Annotated in this window: 19 protein-coding genes; 7 read left to right on the top strand and 12 right to left on the bottom strand. The window is 48.9% G+C overall.

The annotated features are described in order from the left end of the window. Positions 1 to 35 precede the first annotated feature (35 nt). Positions 36 to 1,412, top strand: coding sequence for a cysteine--tRNA ligase (gene cysS, locus DYD62_RS21225; RefSeq protein WP_115229903.1), 1,377 nt, complete (start codon positions 36 to 38; stop codon positions 1,410 to 1,412). Positions 1,413 to 1,573: 161 nt separating this feature from the next. Further along, the gene (locus DYD62_RS21220) at positions 1,574 to 1,903 is read left to right on the top strand and encodes a hypothetical protein (RefSeq protein WP_132038661.1); all 330 of its coding nucleotides are present in this window, start codon (positions 1,574 to 1,576) and stop codon (positions 1,901 to 1,903) included. A 283-nt stretch (positions 1,904 to 2,186) separates the two neighbouring features. On the opposite strand, the gene pdxR is transcribed toward DYD62_RS21220, so the two are convergent. Beyond that, complete coding sequence (gene pdxR, locus DYD62_RS21215; protein ID WP_115229901.1) at positions 2,187 to 3,617, bottom strand: MocR-like pyridoxine biosynthesis transcription factor PdxR; 1,431 nt, start codon at positions 3,615 to 3,617, stop codon at positions 2,187 to 2,189. Positions 3,618 to 3,740: 123 nt separating this feature from the next. On the opposite strand from pdxR, the gene DYD62_RS21210 reads away from it, so the two are divergent. The 3 genes from DYD62_RS21210 (at position 3,741) to DYD62_RS21200 (ending at position 5,850) form a co-directional block, all read left to right on the top strand. Then, positions 3,741 to 4,538: a YggS family pyridoxal phosphate-dependent enzyme gene (locus tag DYD62_RS21210; RefSeq protein ID WP_115230001.1), complete on the top strand. Its 798-nt coding sequence runs from the start codon at positions 3,741 to 3,743 to the stop codon at positions 4,536 to 4,538. Next, positions 4,535 to 5,248 (top strand): glutamine amidotransferase, encoded by a 714-nt coding sequence (locus DYD62_RS21205; protein ID WP_115229900.1) that lies wholly within the window; start codon positions 4,535 to 4,537, stop codon positions 5,246 to 5,248. The genes DYD62_RS21210 and DYD62_RS21205 overlap by 4 nt, the downstream gene beginning before the upstream one ends. Before the next feature lie 344 nt (positions 5,249 to 5,592). After that, the gene (locus DYD62_RS21200) at positions 5,593 to 5,850 is read left to right on the top strand and encodes a cytoplasmic protein (RefSeq protein ID WP_115229899.1); all 258 of its coding nucleotides are present in this window, start codon (positions 5,593 to 5,595) and stop codon (positions 5,848 to 5,850) included. 63 nt (positions 5,851 to 5,913) lie between these two features. On the opposite strand, the gene DYD62_RS21195 is transcribed toward DYD62_RS21200, so the two are convergent. The 7 genes from DYD62_RS21195 to DYD62_RS21165 form a co-directional block, all read right to left on the bottom strand. Then, positions 5,914 to 9,798, bottom strand: a complete 3,885-nt coding sequence (locus DYD62_RS21195; protein ID WP_115229898.1) for a DUF3683 domain-containing protein — start codon at positions 9,796 to 9,798, stop codon at positions 5,914 to 5,916. Between the two features lie 228 nt (positions 9,799 to 10,026). Then, on the bottom strand, positions 10,027 to 11,610 hold the full coding sequence (locus DYD62_RS21190; protein WP_115229897.1) for a tetratricopeptide repeat-containing diguanylate cyclase: 1,584 nt from the start codon (positions 11,608 to 11,610) through the stop codon (positions 10,027 to 10,029). Between the two features lie 141 nt (positions 11,611 to 11,751). Further along, positions 11,752 to 12,768 carry a tetratricopeptide repeat protein gene (locus tag DYD62_RS21185; RefSeq protein ID WP_115229896.1) on the bottom strand — a complete coding sequence of 339 codons (1,017 nt, stop codon included), beginning with the start codon at positions 12,766 to 12,768 and terminating at the stop codon, positions 11,752 to 11,754. Between the two features lie 61 nt (positions 12,769 to 12,829). Further along, entirely contained in the window at positions 12,830 to 13,870 is a 1,041-nt protein-coding gene (locus tag DYD62_RS21180) for a tetratricopeptide repeat protein (protein ID WP_115229895.1), read from the bottom strand. 125 nt (positions 13,871 to 13,995) lie between these two features. Continuing rightward, entirely contained in the window at positions 13,996 to 14,697 is a 702-nt protein-coding gene (mtgA, locus tag DYD62_RS21175) for a monofunctional biosynthetic peptidoglycan transglycosylase (protein ID WP_115229894.1), read from the bottom strand. Continuing rightward, a complete protein-coding gene (gene aroE / locus DYD62_RS21170) occupies positions 14,697 to 15,506 on the bottom strand; it encodes a shikimate dehydrogenase (protein ID WP_115229893.1) in 810 nt (269 codons plus the stop codon). Before aroE ends, mtgA begins: the two co-directional genes overlap by 1 nt. Before the next feature lie 150 nt (positions 15,507 to 15,656). Continuing rightward, complete coding sequence (locus DYD62_RS21165) at positions 15,657 to 16,109, bottom strand: rhodanese-like domain-containing protein (RefSeq protein ID WP_115229892.1); 453 nt, start codon at positions 16,107 to 16,109, stop codon at positions 15,657 to 15,659. A gap of 415 nt (positions 16,110 to 16,524) precedes the next feature. Here DYD62_RS21165 and glnA point away from each other — a divergent pair, with 415 nt between their 5' ends. Next, positions 16,525 to 17,934 (top strand): type I glutamate--ammonia ligase, encoded by a 1,410-nt coding sequence (gene glnA / locus DYD62_RS21160; RefSeq protein ID WP_115229891.1) that lies wholly within the window; start codon positions 16,525 to 16,527, stop codon positions 17,932 to 17,934. Positions 17,935 to 18,018: 84 nt separating this feature from the next. On the opposite strand, the gene DYD62_RS21155 is transcribed toward glnA, so the two are convergent. From DYD62_RS21155 to DYD62_RS21140, 4 genes are all read right to left on the bottom strand, one after another. Continuing rightward, complete coding sequence (locus DYD62_RS21155; protein WP_115229890.1) at positions 18,019 to 18,924, bottom strand: diguanylate cyclase; 906 nt, start codon at positions 18,922 to 18,924, stop codon at positions 18,019 to 18,021. Positions 18,925 to 18,934: 10 nt separating this feature from the next. Beyond that, the gene (locus DYD62_RS21150) at positions 18,935 to 22,405 is read right to left on the bottom strand and encodes a hybrid sensor histidine kinase/response regulator (protein ID WP_115229889.1); all 3,471 of its coding nucleotides are present in this window, start codon (positions 22,403 to 22,405) and stop codon (positions 18,935 to 18,937) included. 56 nt (positions 22,406 to 22,461) lie between these two features. Continuing rightward, positions 22,462 to 23,589, bottom strand: a complete 1,128-nt coding sequence (locus DYD62_RS21145) for a BMP family ABC transporter substrate-binding protein (protein WP_115229888.1) — start codon at positions 23,587 to 23,589, stop codon at positions 22,462 to 22,464. Positions 23,590 to 23,714: 125 nt separating this feature from the next. Next, the gene (locus tag DYD62_RS21140) at positions 23,715 to 24,359 is read right to left on the bottom strand and encodes a TetR family transcriptional regulator (RefSeq protein ID WP_115229887.1); all 645 of its coding nucleotides are present in this window, start codon (positions 24,357 to 24,359) and stop codon (positions 23,715 to 23,717) included. Positions 24,360 to 24,477: 118 nt separating this feature from the next. Between DYD62_RS21140 and DYD62_RS21135 the strand changes: the two genes are divergently transcribed. Further along, positions 24,478 to 25,854: an MATE family efflux transporter gene (locus DYD62_RS21135; protein ID WP_115229886.1), complete on the top strand. Its 1,377-nt coding sequence runs from the start codon at positions 24,478 to 24,480 to the stop codon at positions 25,852 to 25,854. Positions 25,855 to 25,962: the final 108 nt, after the last annotated feature.

The raw sequence follows: 25,962 nt of genomic DNA, 5'->3' as shown, positions 1-25,962 counted from the left end.
AATCATTTTTTAACCAAAATAATAGCCCATCCAATATGCAACTCTATTTATACGACAACTGGGAACGCCAATTACGGCCATTTCAAGCCATTCGCACCGATTGGGTTGGCTTGTACTGTTGCGGGCCCACTGTCTATGACTATGCGCATATCGGTAATTTACGCACTTATTTATTCGAAGATATTCTGCGCCGTACCCTGCAATTTAATGGCTATACCGTACGCCATATCGTCAACATTACCGACGTAGGGCATCTGGTTTCTGATGCCGATGAAGGTGAAGACAAAATGGAGCGCGGCAGCCGTAAATCGGGCAAATCCGCATGGGAGATCGCCGATTATTTCAGCGCGGTATTTAAAAATGATTTAACCACACTAAATATGCTGGAGCCCACACTCTGGTGCAAAGCCACCGAGCATATTGCAGAGCAAATTGCCTTTATCCAAGTGCTGGAAAAAAAAGGCTTTACCTACGCCAATAGCGACGGTATTTATTTTGATACGGCCAAACAAGACGATTATGGCTATCTGGCCCGCCTAAACCGCGATGGCCTCAATGCCGGCAGCCGCGTGGCGCTGGGCGAGAAGAAATCCATTACTGATTTTGCGCTATGGAAATTCAGCCCAGAGGGCAGCACCCGCCAAATGGAATGGGAAAGCCCATGGGGGCGCGGCTTTCCTGGATGGCATATCGAATGCTCAGCAATGTCGGCCAAATATCTGGAGCCTTGGTTTGATATTCATTGCGGCGGTGAAGACCATATTTCTATTCACCACAGCAATGAAATCGCCCAAAACCAAGCCTGCCACGGCACGCGCTTAGCTAACTTCTGGATGCACGGTTATTTCTTGCAGCTGGATGCCAGCAAAATGAGCAAATCCAGCGGTGATTTCCTGCGCCTGCAAACGCTAATCGACCAAGGCATTGATCCGATCGCCTACCGCTATCTTTGCCTGACGGCGCACTATCGCAGCCAGCTTAACTTTAATTGGGATGCCCTAAGTGGTGCACAAACTGCACTTGGTCGGCTGCGGGACAGTTACTTCGCCCTGCCCGATGGTGGCGAGTGCGATGGCGATTATCTGGTGAGATTCACAGAAGAAATCAACCAGGATCTCAATATTCCCCGCGCCATTGCTTTGATGTGGGAGCTGCTTAAATCCAATCTGGGCCCAAGCCATAAAAAAGCCACGCTGAACAAGTTTGATGAGGTATTGGGCCTCGGTTTAGCCGCTTGGCAACCTGCCATCGCAGCAGCTATTCCGGCAGAAATAGAGGCTTTAGCAGCCAAGCGCCAGCAATATCGCAAAGAAAAAAACTGGGCAGCGGCAGATCAGGTGCGCGGGGAGTTAAAAGCGTTGGGTTATGAGGTGGAAGATACAGCGGATGGCTGGATTGTGAAGAGCATTTAAACCGCATCTCCTGAGCAGGTGGCCGCAATGGCCGCCTGCAATAACTAACTGCGCTATTAATAACTTAAAAAATAAACACCTGATGGTAGTTTTAGCTGGTTCTGTTTAAATACAACTTAGCTAGCTTGGTGAAAACATGCTTTCAACATAAGAAGGAAAAAATGAACTTACTCTTTGTTTGGATAATGATTCTAATACCGGGCTTAATCATTAACTTTGTGATTCACAAATGGTGTTTAAAAAAACAAACAAAAAAATCTTCTGAAATTTGGCTGCTTATTATAAACGGTGTTTTCTTATCACCATTAATGGGTATCGCTATATTTTCAAACTCAGATGGCGGATATGGCGCAGGGCTGGGTGCCGTGCTTATATCCATGGCCAATACAGGCCTGAGTGTATTATTTATTATTTATGCAGCATTAAGTGATCGCCCTGAGCAAGCCACACGGCCACTAGGCACTGCCAATCCTGAATCAGATCAATTATAGTTTTTACTGCTTGGGATACGAATGTGATGGCAGATTCCTTTCCACTTTACGACTGTAATTTCACTTGCCTAGCGCCAATGATATTTACGGTGTTTTGGCCAATAACAAGTATTGCCCTCGTTGGGATGCTGATTATCAGCGCATTTCATATCAAAAAAGACTCAGGGAAAATATTGCTAACCAGCACTATCGTTCTCATATTTTGGTGGGCCAGTATTCTTATTTAAACGCTAACAAATGCAATACGTATTCCTTTGGTGAAGTTCTGAAGGCCGCTTGGTCATCATTTAATTTGCAGTTCTATCGCCTTAGCAAGGCGCTGAATTCCCTGCTTAATTTCCTCCGGCTCCAGGCTGCCGTAGCCTAAGCGCAATGCCTGAATGGCCTGGCCTTCTGCTGCGAAATCACTGCCGGGCAATACTTTCACCCCCTGCCTGCCTGCATCACTCTGCAAACGCTGCATATCCAGCGGCAGATTTATTTTTAACCACAAAGCCAAACCGCCACTGGGTAAATCAAAACTCACCTTATCCCCCATCAGGCTCTTAATTTCCTCCGCCATGATATTGCGACGGCTTTCATAAATGCGCAGCGCACGGCGAATGTGGCGTTTTAATTCTCCGCTTTGCATTAAATCGGTTACGGCCAGCTCGGTCACTGCATTTCCCTGCCTGTCGATCAGCATCACCTCAGCGGCGCAGCGATCAATAAAATCCTGAGGCCCAAAGACATAGCCCAGCCGTAAACCCGGTGCTAATACTTTGGAAAGCGAAGAAATATAAATCGCATTATCGGCAGTACTCATGCTCGCCAAGGGAAAAACAGGGCGATGAGCGAAATGAAACTCATGATCGTAGTCATCCTCAATAATCACAAAACCATAGCTGTCCGCCAGTGCTAATAGCTGCATACGGCGCTCTGGCGGCATCATTGTGGTGGTGGGGAACTGGTGATGGGGCGTCAGATAAATCGCTTTCAGGCGGTGCTGCTGGCAAAGCTGCTCCAGTTCATCCGGCCGCATACCTGACTCATCCTGACCAATTGCAAAGGTCTGTGCGCCCGCAGCCTGAAATGCCGCCCTCGCCGGCGGGTAGCTTAGCGCATCCAAAGCCACCGCATCGCCGGGTTTTAACAAAACACGCGCAGCAAGGTAAATACCCATCTGGCTGCCCCGCACCACGCACAATTGATTAAGACCCGCATTCAGTCCACGCTCCTGGCTGAGCATATCGCTAAGCGCCTGGCGCAAGGGCAATTCGCCACGCGGATCACCATAAGCCAAACGATTCGCCCTCGCCGTCGCGATTAAAGCCCTTCGGTAAGCCCGCCCCAGCACATCAAAGGGAATCAATCTGGAATCAGGCACGCCATCGGTAAAATCGATGAGATGCGACTCAAGCTCCGGCACTGCTTCCCTGATGATTTTTGCCTTGGCCACAGGCCGCTCTGTAGCGATCAGTGCGGGCAACACAAAAGTGCCGCGCCTGCCCTGAGTACAAAGCCAGCCTTGGGCAATCAGCTCATCAAACGCCTGAATCACCGTCTTGCGGTTTACACCCAGCTGGCGGGCGACCTCCCGCGAGCCAGGCAGTGCGCTGCCACCCGTTAAGCGCCCCCTTTGAATTTCATCCACGATGTATTGGGCAATTTGCAGATGCACAGCAAGCCCCGCTTGCCGGTCAATCTGCAGTAATAAGGACCAGGGGCGCAGCATGGCTTGCTCACAGAAATAACTGGACCATCTATATTATCAAATCTGGAGGTTTTTAATGGTCCAATAGCAGGCTAGAGTTTGGTTCTTGAAGTGAGCAAACCACAGCGATCTAAAAAAGGCGCCATGCAAAACAATCCAGCCATTGAGCCACACGCTAAAATTTTATATCCACAGGCGCAAACCCAGGCAGAAATTAGCGCCAATTTGGCGATGGTCAAAGATAAAATATCGGCCGCCTGCCTTAGAAGTGGCCGCAACCCTGATGCGGTTCAATTACTTCCGGTCAGCAAAACGATTCCTAGCTCACGCATTCAAATGGCCTACGCTGCGGGATGCCGTGCAATGGGCGAAAATAAAGTGCAGGAAGCGCAGGAAAAAGCCGCCTCTACGCAGCATTTAGCGGATTTACGCTGGATAGTAATCGGCCATTTGCAAAGCAATAAAGTCCGCCAGGTCTGCCGCTTTGCCTCCGAATTTCATGCGCTGGACAGCCTGAAACTGGCTCAGGCACTGGAAGATCAATTACAAAAAGAAGGCCGTGCGATGGACGTGCTGGTGCAGGTCAACACATCGGGCGAGGCCAGCAAGTATGGTTTGCAGCCCGCAGCAACCGTCGCATTTTTGCACAGTTTAAAAGATTTTAGCGCGCTCAAAGTACGCGGACTGATGACGCTGGCCATGCTCTCTACCCACAGCGATCAAGTCAGAAGCTGCTTTCAAACCTTGCGTAGTTTGCGGGACCAGCTGCAACAAAATACGCCCCAACTCTGCGAGCTTTCCATGGGAATGTCTGGCGATTTTGAGCTGGCCATTGAAGAAGGTGCCACCATTATCCGGGTCGGCCAGGCTATTTTTGGAGCAAGGGCCACAAGCGACCAATATTATTGGCCTGAAAAACAAGCAAAGGTGCAGCAAGAATGAAAACCGCTATCGTTATCCGCCATGTTTTATTTGAAGACTTCGGCATACTTGCGCCCCTATTGCAGGAGCATGATTTTGCTATTCGCTATTTGGAAGCAGGACTGGATGATCTGTCCCCCGCCGGGCAGGCCGATTTATTGATCGTCTTAGGCGGCCCTATCGGCGCATTCGACGAGGATAAATATCCCTTTATTCTGGATGAGCTGGCGGTGATAAAACACAGGCTAAGCTTACAAAAATTCACGCTGGGAATTTGCCTGGGCGCTCAGCTAATGGCGCGTGCCTTAGGGGCTGCAGTTGCACCTATGCAGCAACAAGAAATTGGTTTTAGCCCACTCACACTTACGGCAGCCGGAGAGAAATCTCCTCTTCTCGCCTTACAAAATCAGCCGGTCTTACACTGGCATGGCGATCAGTTCACTATTCCTCAGGGTGCAACACTGCTGGCCGCTTCAGCGCAATGCCCCCATCAGGCTTTCTCGCTGGGTGATTATGCTCTGGCGCTGCAATTTCACGCCGAAGCCGATTGCCAGCGAATCGAGCAATGGCTGATCGGCCATGCCGCGGAGCTGGCGATGGCAGGCACAGAGCCCAGCTTATTGCGTAAGCAAGCGGCAGAGAATGGCGCAACACTTAGCTCCGCCTGCAGATCACTGTTTACACAATGGCTCAGTCAATTACCCAACAATGCAACCATTCTGAATCGATAAAAATTAATCGAAAAATACCCCGGCAGGAATAGTGCCATTCACTTAAGGGCTTTGGCCTAAGCCTCCCCCTTTGAAAAAGGGGGACTGAGGGGTATTTTTTTTGAACTGGCTTTGTTTTGCGCTTTTTTATCAACAAGACGCAGTGCTAAATCCCTCCTGGCCCCCCTTTTCAAAGGGGGGAACAAGTGCATCAAACTGATGCAGATACGCTCAATTGGCTTAAGTGAACGGCCCCCGCAGGACCGGCTTTAACAGCGAACGCAGCGTTTTTGACAGCGCTTTCGCGGCTAAAGCCGCTCCTGCCAAGGTGCAATTCAGAATTGCGTCTAACAAAGGACACCACCATGAATAAATACCGCCTGCAAATCTGGCAATACGATCGCTTATGGGGCAGCTTTGAAAGCGAAGGCCCTCAGGCCAAATTTGCCATACAAGATATGCACCATCGCCTGCCAGCAGAGCAGGGCTTTCAATTTAAGCTGTTTATTGCCCGTAATGAAAAGCGAATCATCGAAAGCGGCCCGGCAGGAATACGATTACTCGCCGCAGAAGTGCTCTATGAAGAAATAGCCTGGCCGCTGCTGATTCATCAGCCAGAATAAAAAAATGGGCACAATATGTGCCCATTTTCTAGTGCTGACGAATCTGCATAAGCATCAAACCACTTACAGCAGTACCCGCTCAATCCCGCCGTTACGCGCTTTTTCTACATACTCCGGCATCCAGTTTGCGCCTAAAACCGTTTTAGCGATTTCTACCACGATGTAATCAGCGGTGGTGCCTGAATCGTCGTTATAGCGGCTCAAGCCTTGCAGGCAAGACGGGCAGGAGGTGAGGATTTTGACCGGTGTTGCAGCTCCCGATTCGGCGCGTAGTTTGTCCGCGCCTTTTTTCATTTCCTCTTCTTTTCTAAACCGTACTTGCGTAGCAATTTGCGGTTTAGATACGCCAAAGGTGCCGGATTCACCACAGCACCGGTCATTCAGCTCTACTTTCTGCCCCATCAGCTCATTCGCCACGTCGATGCCTTTATACGTCTTCATCGGGGTGTGGCACGGCTCGTGGTACATATAACGATCACCACTTACGCCTTCCAGTTTCACGCCTTTTTCCAGTAGATATTCGTGAATATCCAACAGACGGCAGCCAGGGAAGATCAGCTCAAACTGATATTTTTGCAGCTGATCCATACAGGTGCCGCAAGACACAATCACCGTTTTGATATCGAGGTAATTGAGCGTGGTAGCAAGGCGATGGAATAACACACGGTTATCCATGGTGATCTTATCGCCTTTGTCTTTCTCACCGCCTGATGTTTGCGGATAGCCGCAGCAGAGATAGCCAGGCGGCAGCACGGTTGTCGCTCCTACATGCCAGAGCATAGCTTGCGTGGCTAAACCCACCTGACTGAATAAGCGCTCTGAACCGCAACCAGGGAAGTAGAACACCGATTCTTGCTCTTCTGGTCGATTAAGGCGTTGTGGGTCCCGAATCACCGGCACCACGGTTGAATCCTCAACATCCAGCAAGGCGCGGGCGGTTTTCTTTGGCAAGCCCCCTGGCATAGGCTTGTTAATAAAATGGATCACCTGCGTTTTGATGGTCGCCTTGCCCACGGTGGCGGGCGGCGTTTTCAGGGCGGGTTTGAGTAAACCCATGCGCTTAGCCACGGCATGCGCTAAACGCTGGCCTTTATAGCCCCACTCGATCGTTACCTTGCGAATCAGCTTGATGGTGGCGGGGTCTTTTATGGTTAAGAAACCCATACCCAAGGCAGTAACAGGGTTGAATTTCTTTTTCCCTTCTTTGCGCAAGAAATTACGCATGGCGATCGATACATCGCCAAAATCGATATTCACCGGGCAAGGATTAACGCAGCGGTGACACACCGTGCAATGGTCGGCCACATCCCCCAGCTCGTCAAAATGCTTGAGCGACACGCCACGGCGCGTTTGCTCTTCGTATAAAAACGCTTCGGTGAGTAAACCGGTAGCCAGAATTTTATTACGCGGGCTGTACAGCAAATTAGCGCGCGGTACATGGGTGGAGCAAACCGGCTTACATTTACCGCAGCGCAGGCAGTCTTTTACGCTATTGCTGATCTCGCCGATATCGGATGCTTCCAGAATCAGCGACTCAGCCCCCAGCAGGCTAAATGATGGCGTGTAGGCATTGGCCAAATCCGCGCCCGGCATCAGCTTGCCTTTATTAAAGTGGCCGTTGGGATCAACACGCTGCTTATACGCTTCAAACGGGGCCAGCTCTGCGCGCGTCAAAAACTCATATTTAGTGATACCAATGCCATGCTCACCGGAAATCACGCCGTTTAGATTGCGGGCCACGCCCATAATCCGCGCCACGGCGTGGTGAGCGCGTTGCAGCATTTCGTAATCGTCGGAGTTCACAGGGATATTGGTATGCACATTGCCATCCCCCGCGTGCATATGCAAAGCAACCCAGGTACGGCCTTTCAGGACTTTCTGCTGAATGGCAAATACCAGCTCCATAATGGATTTATCGGTGCGGCCAGAAAACAGTGTTTCCAACTCGCCCAATAGTTCACGCTTCCAGCTGACCCGCAGCACAAAATCACGCAGCGCTAAAAAGACACTTTGCGGAATATCATCGCCAATCAGCTCTTTTTCCAAGGGCATGGTTGGAAATGCAGCACGATACAGCTCAAATGAATCATCCAGGTGATCAAAAATCCACTGCCAGTGCAGGCGGGATTTAGCAATCAAATCAAGGGCAGTTTCGCGTCTGTCGCCAATAAATTCTTCGGCGCTGACTGGCGCATCCCCTGCATCCACCGGCAGGCGGCCATGGGCAAAGAAATCTTGCAGCTTGTCGAGTAACTCCAGCTTGCTGGTCAGCGACAGCTCAATATTGATGCGCTCAATCGCGTCAGAATATTCACCAAGGCGTGGCAGCGGGATCACCACGTCTTCGTTCACTTTAAATGCATTGGTATGGCGGGCAATCGCCGCGGTGCGGGCGCGATCGAGCCAGAATTTTTTACGCGCTTCCGGCGTAACGGCCACAAAGCCTTCGCCACCACGCACATTCGCCAGCTGCACCACATGGCTAGATGCCTGGCCCACTGCGTCTTCATCATCAGACACCAGATCGGCAATCAGCACCATTTTGGGTCGGCCTCGGCTTTTAGCCTTGGTGGCATAACCTACGGCGCGCACATAGCGCCAGTCCAGATGCTCTAAACCGGCCAACTGCACACTGGGATGTGCATCCAGATAATTTTTGATTTCCACAATCGAAGGCACGGCACGGCTGACTTCGCCAAAGAATTCTAGGCACACCGTGCGCACATGCGCTGGCATACGATGCAACACAAAGCGGGCGCTGGTAATCAGCCCGTCGGTGCCTTCTTTCTGAATACCTGGCAGGCCGGAGAGGAATTTATCCGTTACATCTTTACCCAGGCCTTCCTTACGGAATTTGCTGCCCGGGATCACTAGGTTTTCATCGCTGATCAGCGTTTTGCCATCAGGCTTAAATTTGCGAATCCGGAATGTGGCTTGTTTGGCATCATGGATCTTGCCCATATTGTGATCCATGCGCTCGATAAACATCCAGTTGCCATCCGGATCAACCATCTTCCATGACACCAGATTATCCAGCGCCGTGCCCCAGAGTACGGCTTTTTTACCCCCCGCATTCATCGCCACATTGCCACCAATACAGGAAGCATCGGCTGAAGTAGGGTCCACCGCAAAGGCTAAACCTGCGGCCTCGGCTGTTTCCATCACGCGGCGGGTAACGACACCAGCGCCGCACTGAATGGTGGCCACTTTGCCAGCCACACCGGGGATTTCGCGGTATTCAACGCCGTTATGCTGATCGAGCTTTTCTGTATTGATCACAGCAGAAAGCGCCGTGAGCGGCACCGCTCCACCGGTATAACCTGTACCACCGCCACGCGGGATAATGGTTAGGCCAAGCTCGATACAGGCCGCCACCAAGGGGGCCATTTCCTCTTCGGTGTCAGGGGCAAGCACCACAAAGGGGTATTCAACGCGCCAGTCGGTGGCGTCCGTGACATGGCTAACCCGCGCTAGGCCATCGAAACAAATATTGTCATTACGGGTAATGCGGCCCATTTTTTTGAGCACTTTACGCCGCAGCAGGGCCACATCGATAAATTCGCGCTCAAAGCGCTCTACCGCCTCACGGGTGCGATCAATTAATAACGCAACCTGTGTGTTTTCTTGGCGACGTTTTTCGATCTCGTGCACACGGTGGTGCATGGCTTCGGCCAGCATATTCAGGCGTTTAGGATTATCGAGTAAATCGTCCTGCAGATAGGGGTTACGCTTCACGACCCATATGTCGCCCAATACTTCAAACAGCATCCGCGCAGACCGGCCGGTTTTACGTTGCTGACGTAAATCATCAAGCACCTGCCAGGCGTCTTCTCCCAGCAAGCGAATCACAATCTCACGATCAGAGAACGAAGTGTAGTTGTATGGAATTTCGCGCACACGATCATGCACAAGCTGCGGTGGGAGGGGAATAGTAATAGGCTCGGCCATGGGGGACTCTTAGGGCTTGCGGGGTCATGGGAGTGTTGATTTTAACGGAAAACCCCCATGCTTATAGCCCCATTTTTTTTGGGGACATATGCTCCCAGCCCTTAAACACCCGTTTTCACTGGTTTAGTCTTGTTTAAAAAGCATAAAACCAGCACAAGAATGCAACAGAATGGTGTACTTTTACTACCTTTTTTGCCCTAAAAATCGTGTAGGGAACATTCATTTTCCCTAAACCACCACACGGTTTCTGCCCTGCTGCTTTGCCTGATATAAACACTGATCAGAACGGCTTAGCAGGGCTTCAAGCGAAAGATCATCCACAATACTGGCAATCCCCACGCTAATCGTAATATTGAGTTCAGGGTGTATTCTCGACCAAATCCATGCATCTACTAAGCTGCGAAGCCGCTCGCCCACCTCAGTTGCGGCCACCCCTTCGTGATTAGGCAGGAGCACCACAAACTCCTCGCCACCATAACGCCCTACCAAATCATCCTGCCGGCAGCCTGATTTAAGCAGCGCGGCAATTTGCCTTAACACTTTATCCCCTACCGGATGGCCACAGCCATCATTCACCCTTTTAAAGTGATCCACATCAATCATTAATACAGATAAGGATTGCTGATTCTGCCGCTGCCTTTGAAACAGCTCACTACCCTGCTCTTCCAAACCACGGCGATTTAAAATACCGGTGAGGCCATCGTAGCTGGCCAGCCGCTCCACCCGCTGTATTTCCTTATGCTGGCTGGCACGCTGGCGGCGTAGATCGGCGTTTTCCAAGCGTGCACTTTCAATCTCTAATTGCATTTTCATGGCTTGCAATTTATGCGGAGAAAGCTGGCTTTTTACTGCTTGTTGCCCATGATGAAAACGCTTGAAATGAGCGAGGGCAAGTTTAAAATCACCTTTTAGTTCGGCTAAATCCGCCATCAATAATTCAAATTGAAAAATAAGATTAGCAGCACTTCTTAATGTGGCGTGCAATAAGCCCTGAGCTAAATAAGCTTCAGCCGGTTGTACATCGCGCCTTGAAAGGCTGATTTTTCCTAAAGCCAAATAATTGGCAGCCATGCCCCATTGGTTTTCCAGCTGCAAATTCAGCTTTAATGCGGCAAGCAAATTGCGCCGGGCAATTTGATATTTACCCAGCCCCCACTGTACTTGTCCTATTAAGCACAGTGCTTCGGAAACATATTCCAGATGATTAGCCCTTTTTGCATAAAACAAACCCTGCTGCAAAATAGTTAAGGCTTGGTCATATTCCAACAGGCTTAGATAATCGCCACCCAAATTGATATAAAGCAGCGCACACAATTGATCATTATTTATTTTAGAAACGAATTCAGCAGCCTGTTTATGGTGTTCTAATGCAGCAACAAAATCATCATGAGCATAGTAGATTTGTCCAAGCCCAATCTGAGCCTGAATATAAGCATGATCATCAGATAAATTAAGGGATAAATCCAGACAATATGACCAATACTGCAGGGCCAAATCATATTCGCACTGACAATAATATGCAGCTGCTATTTCCAGTAAAGAATCAACGATATGTGCGTGTAATGCATGCTCTTCACCCAGCATTAAACTGTGGCGCATTAAAGCAATGCTCTCTTCAAAGTAAGGGTCTCTGGCTAATGCCCGCGCGTGATTTAATAACCCCTGGGCATAACCCAAATGATACTCAATTTGCACAGCCAGTTTACATGCCTGCTCTGCCAGCTCGAGTGCGCTTTCTTTATTGTGCAAACACATCTGTCGGGCGCGAAGATTGATATTATCAATCACATCGTAGCTAAGCATGAGAGGCATCAAACTCTTTTTTTTGGCTTACCATCAAATTAGAACACTCTAATCGATAATATCAAGAAAAATAACAATATACGGACTAAATAAAAAAACTTACAGATAAGAATGAAAGATATTTAAATTAATTTATTCACAGAATAAGGATTAACTAGGTACAAGCAAGTTCATTTCCATTGATCTTAACTGCGCCGATGCAGATTGCTCTAAAAGCACTGCGCGTAAATTTTTATGCGTGATGTCATGTTTTTCATGCAAGTCTGGCTGATTCATTTTTTGATAGGCTGCCGCAAAGGTTTCATGAATTTCAGCCAATAAATACTGCGATTCCATCGCCTCTGCCAGGATAAATGCACGCTGCAGCTCATCCAGCGCTGCTTCATATTCTGCATTAGCTAAAGAGCAGCGGCCCAGTGCTAATAAATTAGCCGCCTCATTCCAGGTATTGATATGCAAGCGGTTAATTTTAAGTGCCACCAGAAAATTCATTCTGGCTCTTTCTATATCGCCACGCGCTAATCGAATCAAACCAAATACGCTATAGACTTCTGCCTCCAGCTCATAATTGCCTTCTGCTCTGACCAGAGGCAGTGCTTGCCTAGCAATTGACATTGCATCATCTAGGCGATTTAAGCGAAATAAATCAACCGCGATGTTTATCAGGCAAATACTTTGGTAATTAGCATCATGTTCGGCTTTAGCTAAATCCTGCGCTATTTTATGATGAATTAGTGCAACTTCAAATTGCTCATGGGCATAATATAGCTGCCCTAAGCCTATATGCGCACAAAGCCGCTGAGTTGTTTCGATTGCCTGTGCAGAAAGCTCAAGACAACGGCACCAGTATCTTGCCGCGCTTTCGTATTCACCCAGTGTATAAGCGTGCCTGCCCATCAATTGCAGCGCCTCGCCACGCCACACACCCAGCTCATCGGTTTCAGCAATATCCAGAACTTTATCTAGGATATCGATCGCCTCCCGGTGCCGGCCAAAAAGTTGTAAAACGCTGGAGTAAACGGTCAGTGCTGCGGCCTCGCTAAAACGGCAACCCATTTCAACGGCCAAATCTCTGGCCTGCGTCGCAAAAGCAAGTGAATCAACGCTGCGCGAAGAGATTAACTTTTTAGCTTGCTGAATGAGCTGATCAACCGAGGACACAAGCATTATTTACACCAAGTTGACGGATTGATTACGAGCGTATTTTAACACTTATAAAACACTGAATCTATGCGCAGTGCAGCATGACGCGATCTGCCAAAGGCTTCCCATGAGCTTGCGGTTTTACATCGCTATGAAGCACGAAAGCAGGTGCTTTTAGCCGGATACAGGCCGTTTGATAGCAGCCGTATTCATACTCTGCCAGTGTTTTATTTCCGACACGCTGATAGGCCATAGAAAGTAATTGATGAGCGTCCATAGCCTGACTGGCAAACCCCATTTCTGCCGCCAGCTCTTTTGCATTTTTAAAGCAGGAAATCGCTTCATCCATTTGTTCGCAGGCTAAGAAAATCCTGCCCTGCAGCAACAATTGCACAACATCTCCCCAACGCCATTCTTTGCAGCTTGCTTTTGCCTGTGCCAGCCTGAGCCTAGCGGCATCCAGGTTATTCGTTTCCAGCGCAATTTTTGCCATATAGACATAAATTTCACCAATCAATTCCGGCGCACAAGCCTGCTGAGCATAGGGATACGCCATCACTAAGGCGTGCTGGCTTTCATGCCATTGGTTTAATTTAAAAAATGCGGACGCAAGGTTAATCCATGCTCTTGCATGTAAAAGAGGCGGCATTTGCTGGTTTAATAAAGCAATTGCTTGCTGATGCTGCGCCAGAGACAACTCTATTTCACCATGAGCAAACTGAATCATGCCCATACCAATATGAGCATTGAGTTTGGCAATATCAGAAAACGAAGCCTGTTTTAAGCAATCAGACCAATATTCAGCAGCTTCAGGATAATCACCCAAAGAGTAATAAGTGAGTGCGATTTCTTGCAGCAGAGATTCCATGACTAAATTCTGACCGCTTATCTCGGACTGCGTTAAGGCCTGAAATAAAAGAGACAGAGACTCGTCAATACGGCCAAAAGAAAATAGCAGGCGAGCATACGTGAGCGTAAGACGGGCCAGCAATTCAACATCAGAAAGCTTACAAGCACAAAATAAAATCCAAGCCTCTTCCGCATAAGCCAGTGCAGCGGCTGGATCAAGAGAAGCTAAGCGGTCAGATTCGCTTAATAATCTTAATATTTCAGCATGTTGAGGCATATTGAATTGAGCAGGAAGAGAAGCTTGTGAGAGTATTCTGTTTGATTCTCTGACTCAACAATCTTTGGCAAAAACTGACAAATTCATTAAAAATTAATACACTATTTACTTGCTAAACAATCAGCCTAAGGAATATCTGCGTAAGGCATACGTCGTAATACTATGCTTGTTTTACGCATTAACTTACGATCCGATCTATTTTTATCAAAGTAGCGTGGGTTAGTCACCATAGAAGCCAGCTTGGCCGATTGGCTGGCTCCTAAGCGGGCAGCAGATGTTTTGTAGTAATAACGAGCAGCCGCTTCTGCTCCAAACACGCCATTTCCCCACTCGATTACATTCAGATAAATCTCAAAAATTCGCTGCTTATCTAAAATCGCTTCGAGCATCACTGTGATAATGGCTTCTTCAGCTTTTCGAAACGGGCTGCGGGCGCTGGATAAAAACAAATTTTTAGCTAGCTGCTGGCTGATCGTCGAGCCTCCTGCCACGATGCGGCCCTTTTTAATATTTTTTTCCCATGCAATCTGCATTCCTTCCCAATCAAAACCTTCATGATCCAGAAATTTGGCGTCTTCACTGGCCACCAGAGCGCGTTTCAGATTGGGCGAAATATGTGTGTAATCCACCCACTGATGGCGTAATACGGCCTCTGGGTTTTCTTTTTGAATTTGGCTGAGTTGCTCGCGCATAAAAGAAGTCGCCGATGGATTAATCCACTTCCAGGCTAAAACATGCGCAAAAATCCACAGATTCCACAATAAAAATAAAGCAAAAATACCGAGCAAGATTCGGCCTGCCCAGCCAGCAATTGAGCGTTGTGCCATTACAATGCTGCCCTCATGCTATTTAATACAGGCAGCACATCCGGACGCAGCCCGGTCCACAAATAAAACGCCTCTGCCGCCTGCCCCACCAGCATGCCTAAGCCATCCACGCATTGCGCCCCGGCCAGACGGGCGTCCGCCAGAAAAGGGGTCTCTCCCTTGCCATACATCATGTCATAAGCCAAAGCACCATCCGCAAATACGCCAGCAGGCAAGGCCAGAGACTGCCCGGATAAACTGGCCGAAGTGGCGTTGATGAGCACATCAAATGCGCCTTCAATTGCAACAAATGCAGAAGCATGAATATGCAACGACTCACCCGTAAAACGCTGCGCCAGGGCATTTGCCCGCTCAGGCGTGCGATTAGCAATACTCAGGCTAGCAGGTTGCTCAGCCAATAAGGGCTGCAATACCCCTGCGGCGGCTCCGCCTGCGCCCAGCACCAAAATCCGTTTTCCCTTTAAGGACCCATATCTGAGTAAATCACTGACTAAACCTGCACCATCTGTGTTATCGCCCAGCCAGCTGCCATCGGGATTTACTTTCAGCGTATTCACAGCACCCGCTGCTGCTGCACGCTCTGTCAGCGCGGTACAGAGGTGAAATGCTTCTTCTTTAAATGGCACCGTAATGTTTGCGCCCTGCACGCCAGACTCGGCGAAATCAGCAATGGCCTCTACAAAACCATCAAGGGGCACAAGGCAGCGCTCATAAGCAAAGTTTTCTAAACCAAATTGAGCGGCAAAGGCAAGATGAATCTGCGGAGATTTGCTGTGTGCAATTGGGTTACCCAAAACAAGATATTTCATAAAGCGTCCATATAAAGCCAGTTGGCATCCATCCGGATAAGGGATGCAAAAAGGCTCTGATCAATTCAAACATTCATGTCTGTTAAGCAGGGGAAATGGCTCTGAAGTACGCGACCGTTTAATTTCCTTGAGACTCACCTGAATTACTTTCTAGCCCTGAGTCCAGGCCAATCCGGCCGCTTTCCAGCCATTTACCTGCCCACGCTGTCCCGCAGCATTTTTATCTCCTTCAAAACCTTCCAGAATATTGAAGGCATTGCTATAGCCGTTCGCCGCAGCAAGTGCAGCAGCATCGTGCGAGCGTGCACCAGTGCGGCAAAGAAACATCACCACCGCCTGCGGATCAACCGTTGCTTGCAAAGCCGCCAGAAAACCAGGATTAAGCTCCATTTTGGGGTATTGCTTCCACTCATTCATTTCTGAATCAGGCACAAAGCCTACAAACTGCCATTCTGCGTGGGTACGCACATCCACAAGTTTTGCAGCAGGATGCGCGGCCAATAAGGCGGCAGCTTCAGCAGGAGTCAGCGCACCCTGGTAAGGTAAATTTGATGCGACGGCACGTTCATGGGCTTGTTGCAAGATAGTATCGACAGCGCTCATTACACTTTCTCCTGTTGAAAAGACACAAACCGCATATTTTACCCTCAGCCGCGGGCTGTGTTAGATAAGTTTGTTTTAGCTGAAAGGAAACTAAGCCAATAAGCGTTAGTCGGATTACAATCTCTGCAGTTTTAAAAAAAAACTTCATCTCAGCAGATAGATTTCTGCAGGCTTAAAAACCTAAGATAAGATCGGCACGAAACAGTGCTGGCATCGCACCAAAAAAGCACGCAAGATACGTTTTGCTCACCATAATGGTGCGTAAGTAGTTCACCCAGGTCGCCACTAAGCACTTATGGCACAATGGATGCAACCGTTTTAAAAATTGGCATAGTTATTGCTAAATGAACTTGTATACCGGCAACACCGGCGCCCGATCACTTTTACCCTCGCAACATTTTTGGAGAATCCCAAGATGGCAGTAGCCGACGTTCTCAACCTTATTCAGGAAAACGGCATCAAGTTTGTTGACCTGCGTTTCACCGACACCATGGGCAAAGAGCAGCACGTTACTGTTCCTTCGCACGTTGTTGACGAAGAATGGTTCACAACTGGCCATGCTTTTGACGGCTCTTCGATTGCGGGCTGGAAAGGCATTCAGGCATCTGACATGCTGCTGATGCCAGATGCATCCACTGCCAATGTTGATCCTTTCTACGATGAACCTACTGTATTTATGACTTGTGATGTGGTCGAGCCAGATACAGGTAAGGGCTACGATAGAGACCCACGCTCGGTTGCTAAGCGTGCTGAGCAGTACCTGAAAGCCACTGGCTTGGGTGATACCGCTTTCTTTGGCCCAGAACCAGAATTCTTTATTTTTGACGGCATCCGTTTTGGCTCAGACCTATCAGGCTGCTTCTACAAAATTGAATCTGACGAAGGCGCTTGGGCAACTGCCAATAAAGTGGAAGGCGGCAATAAAGGCCACCGTCCACGCCTGAAAGGCGGTTACTTCCCAGTGCCTCCAGTTGATAGCCACCAAGATATCCGCGCCACTATGGTGCTGATTCTGGAAGAGCTGGGCGTGCCGGTTGAAGTGTTCCACCACGAAGTCGCTAACGCGGGCCAGAACGAAATCGGTACTAAATTCAGCACCTTGGTACAACGTGCAGACTGGACTCAGATTCTGAAATACGTGGTGCATAACGTGGCTGACCAATACGGCAAAACAGCCACCTTTATGCCTAAGCCTATCGTTGGCGATAACGGCAGCGGTATGCACGTTCACCAATCGGTTTGGAAAGATGGCAAAAACTTGTTTGCAGGTAATGCCTACGCAGGTTTGAGCGAATTTGCCCTGTTCTACATCGGCGGTATCATCAAGCACGCTAAAGCTTTGAATGCGATTACCAACCCAGGTACAAACAGCTACAAGCGTCTGGTTCCGCATTATGAAGCGCCGGTTAAATTGGCTTACTCTGCACGCAACCGCTCTGCTTCGATCCGTATTCCACACGTATCGTCAGACAAAGGCCGTCGTATTGAAGCGCGTTTCCCAGATCCATTGGCTAACCCATACCTGTGCTTCTCTGCCCTGTTGATGGCTGGCCTTGATGGCGTGCAAAACAAGATTCACCCAGGCGATCCAGCAGACAAAAATCTGTATGACCTGCCACCAGAAGAAGACAAGTTGATCCCAACCGTGTGCGCATCCTTGGATGAAGCACTGGACGCACTGGATAAAGACCGTGAGTTCCTGACTCGTGGCGGCGTATTCAGCAATGAATGGATCGACAGCTATATCGAATTGAAGATGCAAGAAGTTAACCGCATCCGCATGAGCACTCACCCGGTTGAGTTCGATATGTACTACAGCCTGTAATCTTTTGATTCGCTGTAAAAAGCCCGCACGGATTAACTCGTGCGGGCTTTTTTATGGCCACAGCCATGGCTAAACTGCGACTTCTTACCCGCCAATCACCTTATTCCGCCCGCTGGCCTTCGCCTGATACAAACGCTCATCAGCTAATTTTAAAATATCCTCAGGATAAGCAAGCTGCTCGCCACTCACCGTTGCAACACCAATACTGACGGTAATTACCCCTGCCACAGAGGATTTTTCATGGGGTAAAGCTAACAGCTCGATATCGTGCCGCAGTTTTTCTGCCACGGCCACCGCGCCAATATGATCGGTGTCGGGCATGATCAGTACAAACTCTTCACCGCCATAGCGGGCGCCCATATCCCCGCCTCTGCCTAATCCATAGCGTAATACTGAAGCTACCCCTTGCAACGCTTTGTCCCCCATTGCATGGCCGTAGTGATCGTTGTATTGCTTAAAGAAATCAACATCAAGCAAAGCAATGGATAAAGCACAAGCTGCACGGGCACAGCGACGGCATTCATAAATAAAGGTTTGATCAAACTGGCGGCGATTGGGGATTTCGGTCAGCGCATCAATATTTGCCAGCGATTCCAGCAGGCGATGCTGCCGTGCTAATCGTAAATGCAGCGCCACTCTGGCACGCACCACGGTGGCATGAAAAGGCTTGGTAATATAATCCGAAGCCCCCATTTCTAGCCCGCGTGCCTCGTCTTCTGGCCGGTCTAGGCCGGTAATAAAAATAACGGCGATGCCCATCGTGGCTGGGTTTGCTTTTAAACGCTGCAATACTTCATAGCCGTCCATATCCGGCATCATCACATCCAGCAATATCAGATCAGGAATATGTTGAATTGCTTTTTCCAGCCCCTGCTCACCGCTTTTTGCCATAATCACCATATGCTCATTCTTGAGCAGCTCACCAAGCACTTTGCGATTAATAGGCGCATCATCAACGATTAATATTTTTTGCGGTGCGGTTTCACTCATAAATCCTCACTCAATTTATTATTTTCAAGATTTCCGGTCTTTGCAGAACGAATTGATTTAATTCATTCAGCGCATCCGCGTATTCCAAATCAACAATAGCCTTATAAATCACGTCTAACATGACTTTAATCTCCAGATCGCTATTCTGAGCAAGCAAACCCTGCTGCAGGTGATTAAATGCATCTTCGGCATTCACATCATCAGCCTGCAGGTAAGCACGCAATTGATTGATTAAATCCGGAATTTGCGCGGTGCAGTGCGAAGCATCCAAATTATCATACTCAGCAAGCAGAGATAAGCCATCCAGCAAATGATGCAAGGCGGTCATTAATTGAGGAAGCTGCGCCAGTGCGGCTTCCGAATTTCCCATCCGAAATGCATCTTCAATCAGGGCCGCTGTGGCACTGATGTTTTCTGCCCCCAAATAGGCGGAGGTTGATTTCACGCCATGAGCCAGCTGTTGCAGCTGATCCAGATTTACAGCAGAAAATGCAGCCTCTAGGCTGATGAGTAATTGAGCTGCATCCTTACGAAATAATTTAATTATTTTAGACAGGCGTAATACATCGCCAGCCGATCTTGCCAGCGCCACCTGCCAGTCCACGCCTGCAATCACTGGCAAAGCAGCTAAATAATCATTCTTATTTTTTATGGATTGCAAAGATGCTTTGCCCCATTGATCCGGTAATAATCCGGCCGGTAATGCTAGGCTTGCCGGCTTAATCCAGTGCAGCAATATATCGATTAAACCATCAGGATCGATGGGCTTGGTAATGTGATCATTCATTCCGGCTTGCAGGCTAAGCTGGCGATCACCGCTCATGGCATGCGCCGTCATGGCAATAATGGGCAACTCTTTGATGCCCAGAGCACGAATTTGCTGTGCGGCATTAAGCCCGTCTAATTCAGGCATCTGTATATCCATCAGTACTAAATCATAATGGCTTGTGCTCACTTTATGAATCGCCTCATAGCCATTCACGGCAATATCGATCGTAACTGGCACATCGGCCAGAATACCCAGCGCTACTTCCCGGTTAATCTCATTATCTTCGACTAATAAAATTCGTGCCCCCTTTAATTGCAATACCGCATTTGCCATCTCAAGCGCAAAAACGTGGTCTGGCGGGATCTGAGCAGGTAATCCGCCATACAAGGCCTCGTTAATACAATTAAAAAGTTGTGAGGCATTAATCGGCTTGGTTAAAAAACCATCAATATTTAAGCCTTCTGTTTGTTGTTTTAAATCGTCCTTAGAATAAGCGGTGACCATCAGAATAGCGGGCATCTTCGCCTGATCCGATTGCTGGCGAATTCGCTGCGCCGTTTCAATTCCATCCATATCGGCCATATGCCAATCCATCAGGACCAGATCAAATGGCTGGCCATTTTTTTTAAACTGCTCCAGCACAGTAAGCGCTGCGGCACCCGAATCAACCACCTGAAATTGCACCCCAAACGATAGCAACATATCCCCCAGCAATTCTCGGGAGGCCGCATTATCGTCCACCACCAATAAATTTAATTTTTCTAAGTTATCTGCTGAATACGTCATTTTGTCCGGGAAATCATCGCAAATACCCAGCTCAAGACAAAAATCAAAACAGCTGCCTTTCCCCGCTTCACTGCGAACCGAAATATGCCCCCCCATTAACTCAAGCAACTGCCGCACAATTGACAGCCCCAGGCCAGTACCGCCATATTTGCGGGTAATGGAGCCGTCTGCCTGCGTAAATGCCTGGAATAATCCTTCCAGCTGCTCAGGGCTCATGCCAATACCCGTGTCGCTTACAGAAAAATGCAGTAGCACGCGATCCGGCTTCATTTCTTTCACCATCACAGCAATAATTATTTCGCCCTGAGCGGTGAATTTAGCGGCATTGCCTGCCAGATTAATCAAAACCTGCCCCAGCCGCAGCGGATCCCCCATTAAATAACGGGGCACATCTGCGCCAACGTGCAAAATCACTTCAATTCCTTTGTTTTCTGTTTTAGGCGTAATCAGGCTGGATGCGTTTTCTAAAACGGTTTCAAGACTAAATGGCACCGTTTCCAGGCTTAATTTTCCCGCTTCAATTTTTGAAAAATCGAGAATATCATTGATTAAGCCGAGTAAATTCTCACCTGCAGTAAGCGCTTTTTCAACGTAATTACGTTGCTGGGCATCCAATACCGTGCGCAGCGCCAGCCGGCTCATCCCGATAATGGCATTCAGAGGGGTACGAATTTCATGGCTCATTCTGGCTAAGAAATCACCTTTGGCACGGCTTGCTTCTTCTGCCTGCTCCATGGCTCTTTTTTGCGCAGCAGCCAGCTCACGCCGCGCCGTGATATCGGTCAGCACCACAACATCTCCGCCGCCGGGTATACAATTTCTGCCCAGCTGTAACCAGCGGTCACCTAGGCGAATTTCAATACTTCCCAGCCCGGCCCCCAGCCAGTCCACCTTTCTGATCGTCCAATCCGGGCTGCAATGATGCACTTCAGAAATCTTTTGCATCATGCCCTCCAGATCGAACCCCAAAAGCTCACTCTGGGGAATCTCGACCAGCCGGGCAAATGCTTCATTCACCATAATCAGCTGCTGCCGGGCATCAAAGCCCACAAAACCACTGGACATCGATTGCACCGCCGCATTAAGCCTAGCCTGAGCATCGCGTAAATCTTGTTGCGTGGCATTGAGCTGAATGGCATTGCGGCGAAAAACCGCCAGCGCAGCGGCCATCGCCCCAACTTCATCCTTGCGCTCAAGACCTATCACCTCCATTGAGGAGCGGCCTTCTGCCAATTGCTTCATGACTTGCGTCATATCCAAAATAGGGCGGGCAATCAGGCGGGCTAATAAAACAGAAATGATGATGGATCCAAGACTCACAAGGACAACAATTGACCATGCCAGTGCACGGGCATGCTCCGCCTCTGCCAGCACCTGTGAGATATGCTGATTCGCCAGTAGCTCTGCGCTCTTTACATGGCGGTTTAACTTTTCACGGATCAAAGCATAATGACCGGTCACATCTTCTGCCGCGAGCCCCCCTGCGGCGATATCAATACTAACTAAACTGGCGCTGCGCTCAGCATCATCTAAAAAATGCTCAATACTTGTAATCAATTGAGCATCCAGCTTGTATTGCTTCAGATGCGGAGTTTCTTTTTTTAAGTATTCAATCTGAGCCAGTAAATTCGACCTTAATCGGGCAACAGACGTTTTATCAAAAAAATTGGTTTCCCAAACGACCAGCCTTTGTAAATCAATTTGTATATGGGATAACTCCAGCGCAAAGCGATTAATCGCAGCAATATCCGGCAGTGTTTCCTGGCCAAGCCAGCGCGCGGCCTGACGCGCACTTTCACCCTGGCCAAGCCCTACCACGGTCACAATGAGCAGAGCCACAGTAAAGATAAAAGGCAGCAGCATAAATTTCATGGTTAAAGGGAAGTTAACCAATGTCCGCATCAATTTACGCAGCAAAACCTTCATCGTGCGACACCTCTGAAGTGATAACAACGCACATGGCCCTTGCCCCAACAGAGTCTCTAGCGGGGTAAGTTGCCGATTATTCCTTCAGCCAGCCAATACATTTTTTCCAGCTCCTGCGCTGCGCTTGCAAATTTCTGCCCGGCTGTAATCTGCAGTTTGCCGGTGTTATCTTTTACCGTGCCGGAAAAAACAAACATTTTTCCGCTTTTAATCAATTCACGTACCCGGTCAGCCTCCGCACGGACGGCCACAGGAACAAGCGGACCATAGGGGGTGTTGCGCAGCAAACCACCGGCAAAGCCCGCTCTTACGGCTCGTGGCCAGTCTTTATTAGACCGGATTCTTTTTACGTAATCCGGGTAAAGATGAGTCCAGTCAAATTCTGCGCCAGTCAGCAAAGATTTCGGAGCCATGCTGCTCTGATCAAAATGGTAGCCACAATAATGAATGCCCTGCGCTTCACACAACGCAGCCAGTTTAATTGGAGAATCAATATGGCAAGAAACAACATCTACTTTTTTATTAACTAATTCTTTAAATGCAGCCATTTCTTTTTGGGGATTATTCCAGTCACCCGTAAACTGCAAAACCATTTCTGCCTGCGGATTAGCCCGCCGCGCACCTAGCATAAAGGCATTGATATTGCGTAATACCTGCGGAATGGGCTTGGCTGCAATAAAACCCATGCGGCCACTTGCACTCATCAGCCCGGCCACAAGGCCACTAATATATTGAGCCTCGTCGGTATACGCAAAATAGGTGCCCACATTTTCTGGATAGATGCCTTGCCGGTATACGGCCCCCGCATGTAAAAACACTACATCAGGATATTGCCGGGCGGCTTCCAGTACATAAGGATTGAAATAACCATACGAGGTGGCAAAGATAATGCGGCAATTTTTTTGCCCGACCAGTATCTTAATCGCCACCGATGCCTCTTTACCTTCGGGAATAGAATAAAGCTCGTGGATTTCCACATCACTCAGTGCCGCCACTGCGTGGGCGCCCGCTGCATGAGCTTGGTTGTAGCCCAGATCATTTGCAGCGCCCAGATAAATAAAGCCCACTGCAAATTTGCCTTTGCCTCCCGCAGCCCATGCCGCTGGCCCCAGCGCACTTAAAATCCCCGAACCAGCCAAAGCCGCCAGAACTTTGCGTCTGCTGGCCTGATCGACACGATTCATGCAGCCTCTCCAGGCAAAAGAAACATTGATACAAAAATGCTGCCCGCTTTTTAATGATTTCAGCTTAGTTTTTTAAGCCGCACTCTGCCGCAGCAATCATCAAACTGAGCCATTCATAGGGCTAATTAGGCCTGCCCTTCATTATTCCGCTGAAAATATGGCGCATGAATCAGGCTGGAAACGGCCGTGCGCAGCATTCGCTCACAATCGGGTAAAGCCGCCTGAGGACGGTCTGGGTAAAAATCCTGCAACATGTCGTAAGTGCCATCAAAGACCGTATGCAAATACAGATTACTCAAGCGTAAATCGAGGGTATCGGGCAGCTCTTTATTTTGCACCGCGCGGCGCAAAAGACGCAGGCTGTAATGCATCGCTAATTTTGTAATCAAATCCCTGTGCCTGATCAGAGCGGTATTTTCCGGGCTGCGCTCGCACTTAAAATACAAAATGGCAATCACAGACTGAGCCGTGCCCGGCTGGCAAAAGAGGTTTAAATAATAAAGCCCGGTTTGTACCAGCGCCTCCATCGCGCTGTTGCCAGCGGGGATAAAATGCATCGTTTCAAGTGCAAACATGCGCTCGCTCATGGCCTTGCATACATCGATTTTATTAGGGTAATGGCCGTAAACCGCCCCACGGGATACACCTGCAGCATCAGCAATATCGGCCATAGTGGCTTGTGCCACGCCCTTATCTAAAAACACCTGCTCCGCCCCATTCAGGATGGCATCACGGGTTTTTTGCGCGTCTTCTTTGGTTTTTCTTGCCATGATGTTCCTCTAAGTTCCCGGAATTATTACATAGCATTAATTAATCGTGCGTGACTGATTAAATGTTAACCTAGCCAGCTCTTTAATCCTGTGGCCACGGTGCCGCAAGTGAGCTTTTATGAATCAACAAAACGTACAGGACCTGAATACTCTTCCAGTCAAAACCCTCTTCTGGCGTTATGTCATTCCCTCCATTGCAGGCATGCTGGTGATCGGTCTCTATACCGTAGTCGATGGCATCTTTGTAGGCCGCTATGTGGGCGCCCATGCATTGGCAGCCATAAACCTTGCTTATCCGCTGATTCTGCTGCAAGTGGGATTAGGGGCCATGATCAGCATGGGGGCCGCCACACGAATTTCTATCTTGCAAGGTGCAGGCCGCAATCAAGAAGCAAAGCAGGCGCTCGCCAACACCCTGCTGATTATCGCGGCACTGGGTATTCTTTTACCCATTATTGGCATCAGCCAGCTGGATTATTTACTGGCATTACTCAATGCAGACAATGACCCAGCCGTGCTGCAAGAGGCTCGCTCCTATCTATCTTTAATGCTGTGGGGCGGGCTGGTAACCATCGGCCAGATGGCTGTTATTTATTTAGTCAGAAATGATGGCCGGCCACAGTTTATTACCTGGTTAGTGGTGATTGGCGGCTTTAGTAATATGGCGCTAAATTATGTGTTTGTAGTCGTTCTGGGATGGGGGCTGGCAGGCTCTGCAGGGGCTACCTTATTGGTTGAAACAGTCATCACAGTGACAGGGCTGATCTATTTCTTCAGCCCGTTTGCACGATTAAGGATCGCACTGAAAGATCTGCGCCCGCACTGGCAAAGCATGCCTTCGATGCTGGGCCTCGGAATATCCAGCCTACTTATGGAGGCAAATTTAGCCTTTCTGCTCTTTGCGCATAATTACCAGCTGCTGGAATACGGCCAAGGTAGTGATGTCGCCGCATATGCAGTAGCAGGTTATACCGAAGCCGTGTTTATTTTGTTGATACACGGGCTGGCGCTGGGGATGCAGCCACTATTAAGCCACGCTACCGGTGCAAAACAAGCACAAAGACTGGCGCAAACTTTATCTTATGGTTTACAAGTCAGCCTGGCCATCAGCCTTACATTACTGGCCATCGTGCAGTTTTTTCCGCAAACCATTGCTACGCTTTACGCAGGCCAGGATCAGGCACTCATCGAATCTGCAACAAGAGCCCTGCAAATGCACTTATTTGCACTCCCCTTTGATGGCGCAATAATTGTGGGGGTGATCGCCTTACAAGCCATGGCACTCACCCGCTTATCCATGCTGGGGACTTTAGGCAAAACACTACTCCTGATACCGGCACTTTGGTTTATACCGCAATGGTGGGGGGTTGATGGCGTGTATCTTGCGCTACCATTTGTCAATATGCTGATTGGCATGGTGATTGCCAGCGTATTATGGCGCGAATTGTGCCGTCTGAAGCACGGCCATCAATCAACCGTATACTCCGTTATCTAAGCGGCAGAGCAGCCACCCTTGCAATATGCAGTTGATATTGCAAGGGTGGCTGCTGTTTTTCGTTTAAAATACAGGCAGATGGCACCTTGTCCCGGCAAGGTGCAGCGA

This window comes from Iodobacter fluviatilis (assembly GCF_900451195.1).
In the GTDB taxonomy this organism is placed as follows: Bacteria; Pseudomonadota; Gammaproteobacteria; order Burkholderiales; family Chitinibacteraceae; genus Iodobacter; species Iodobacter fluviatilis.
This window is presented reverse-complemented; position numbering and strand designations above follow the sequence as displayed.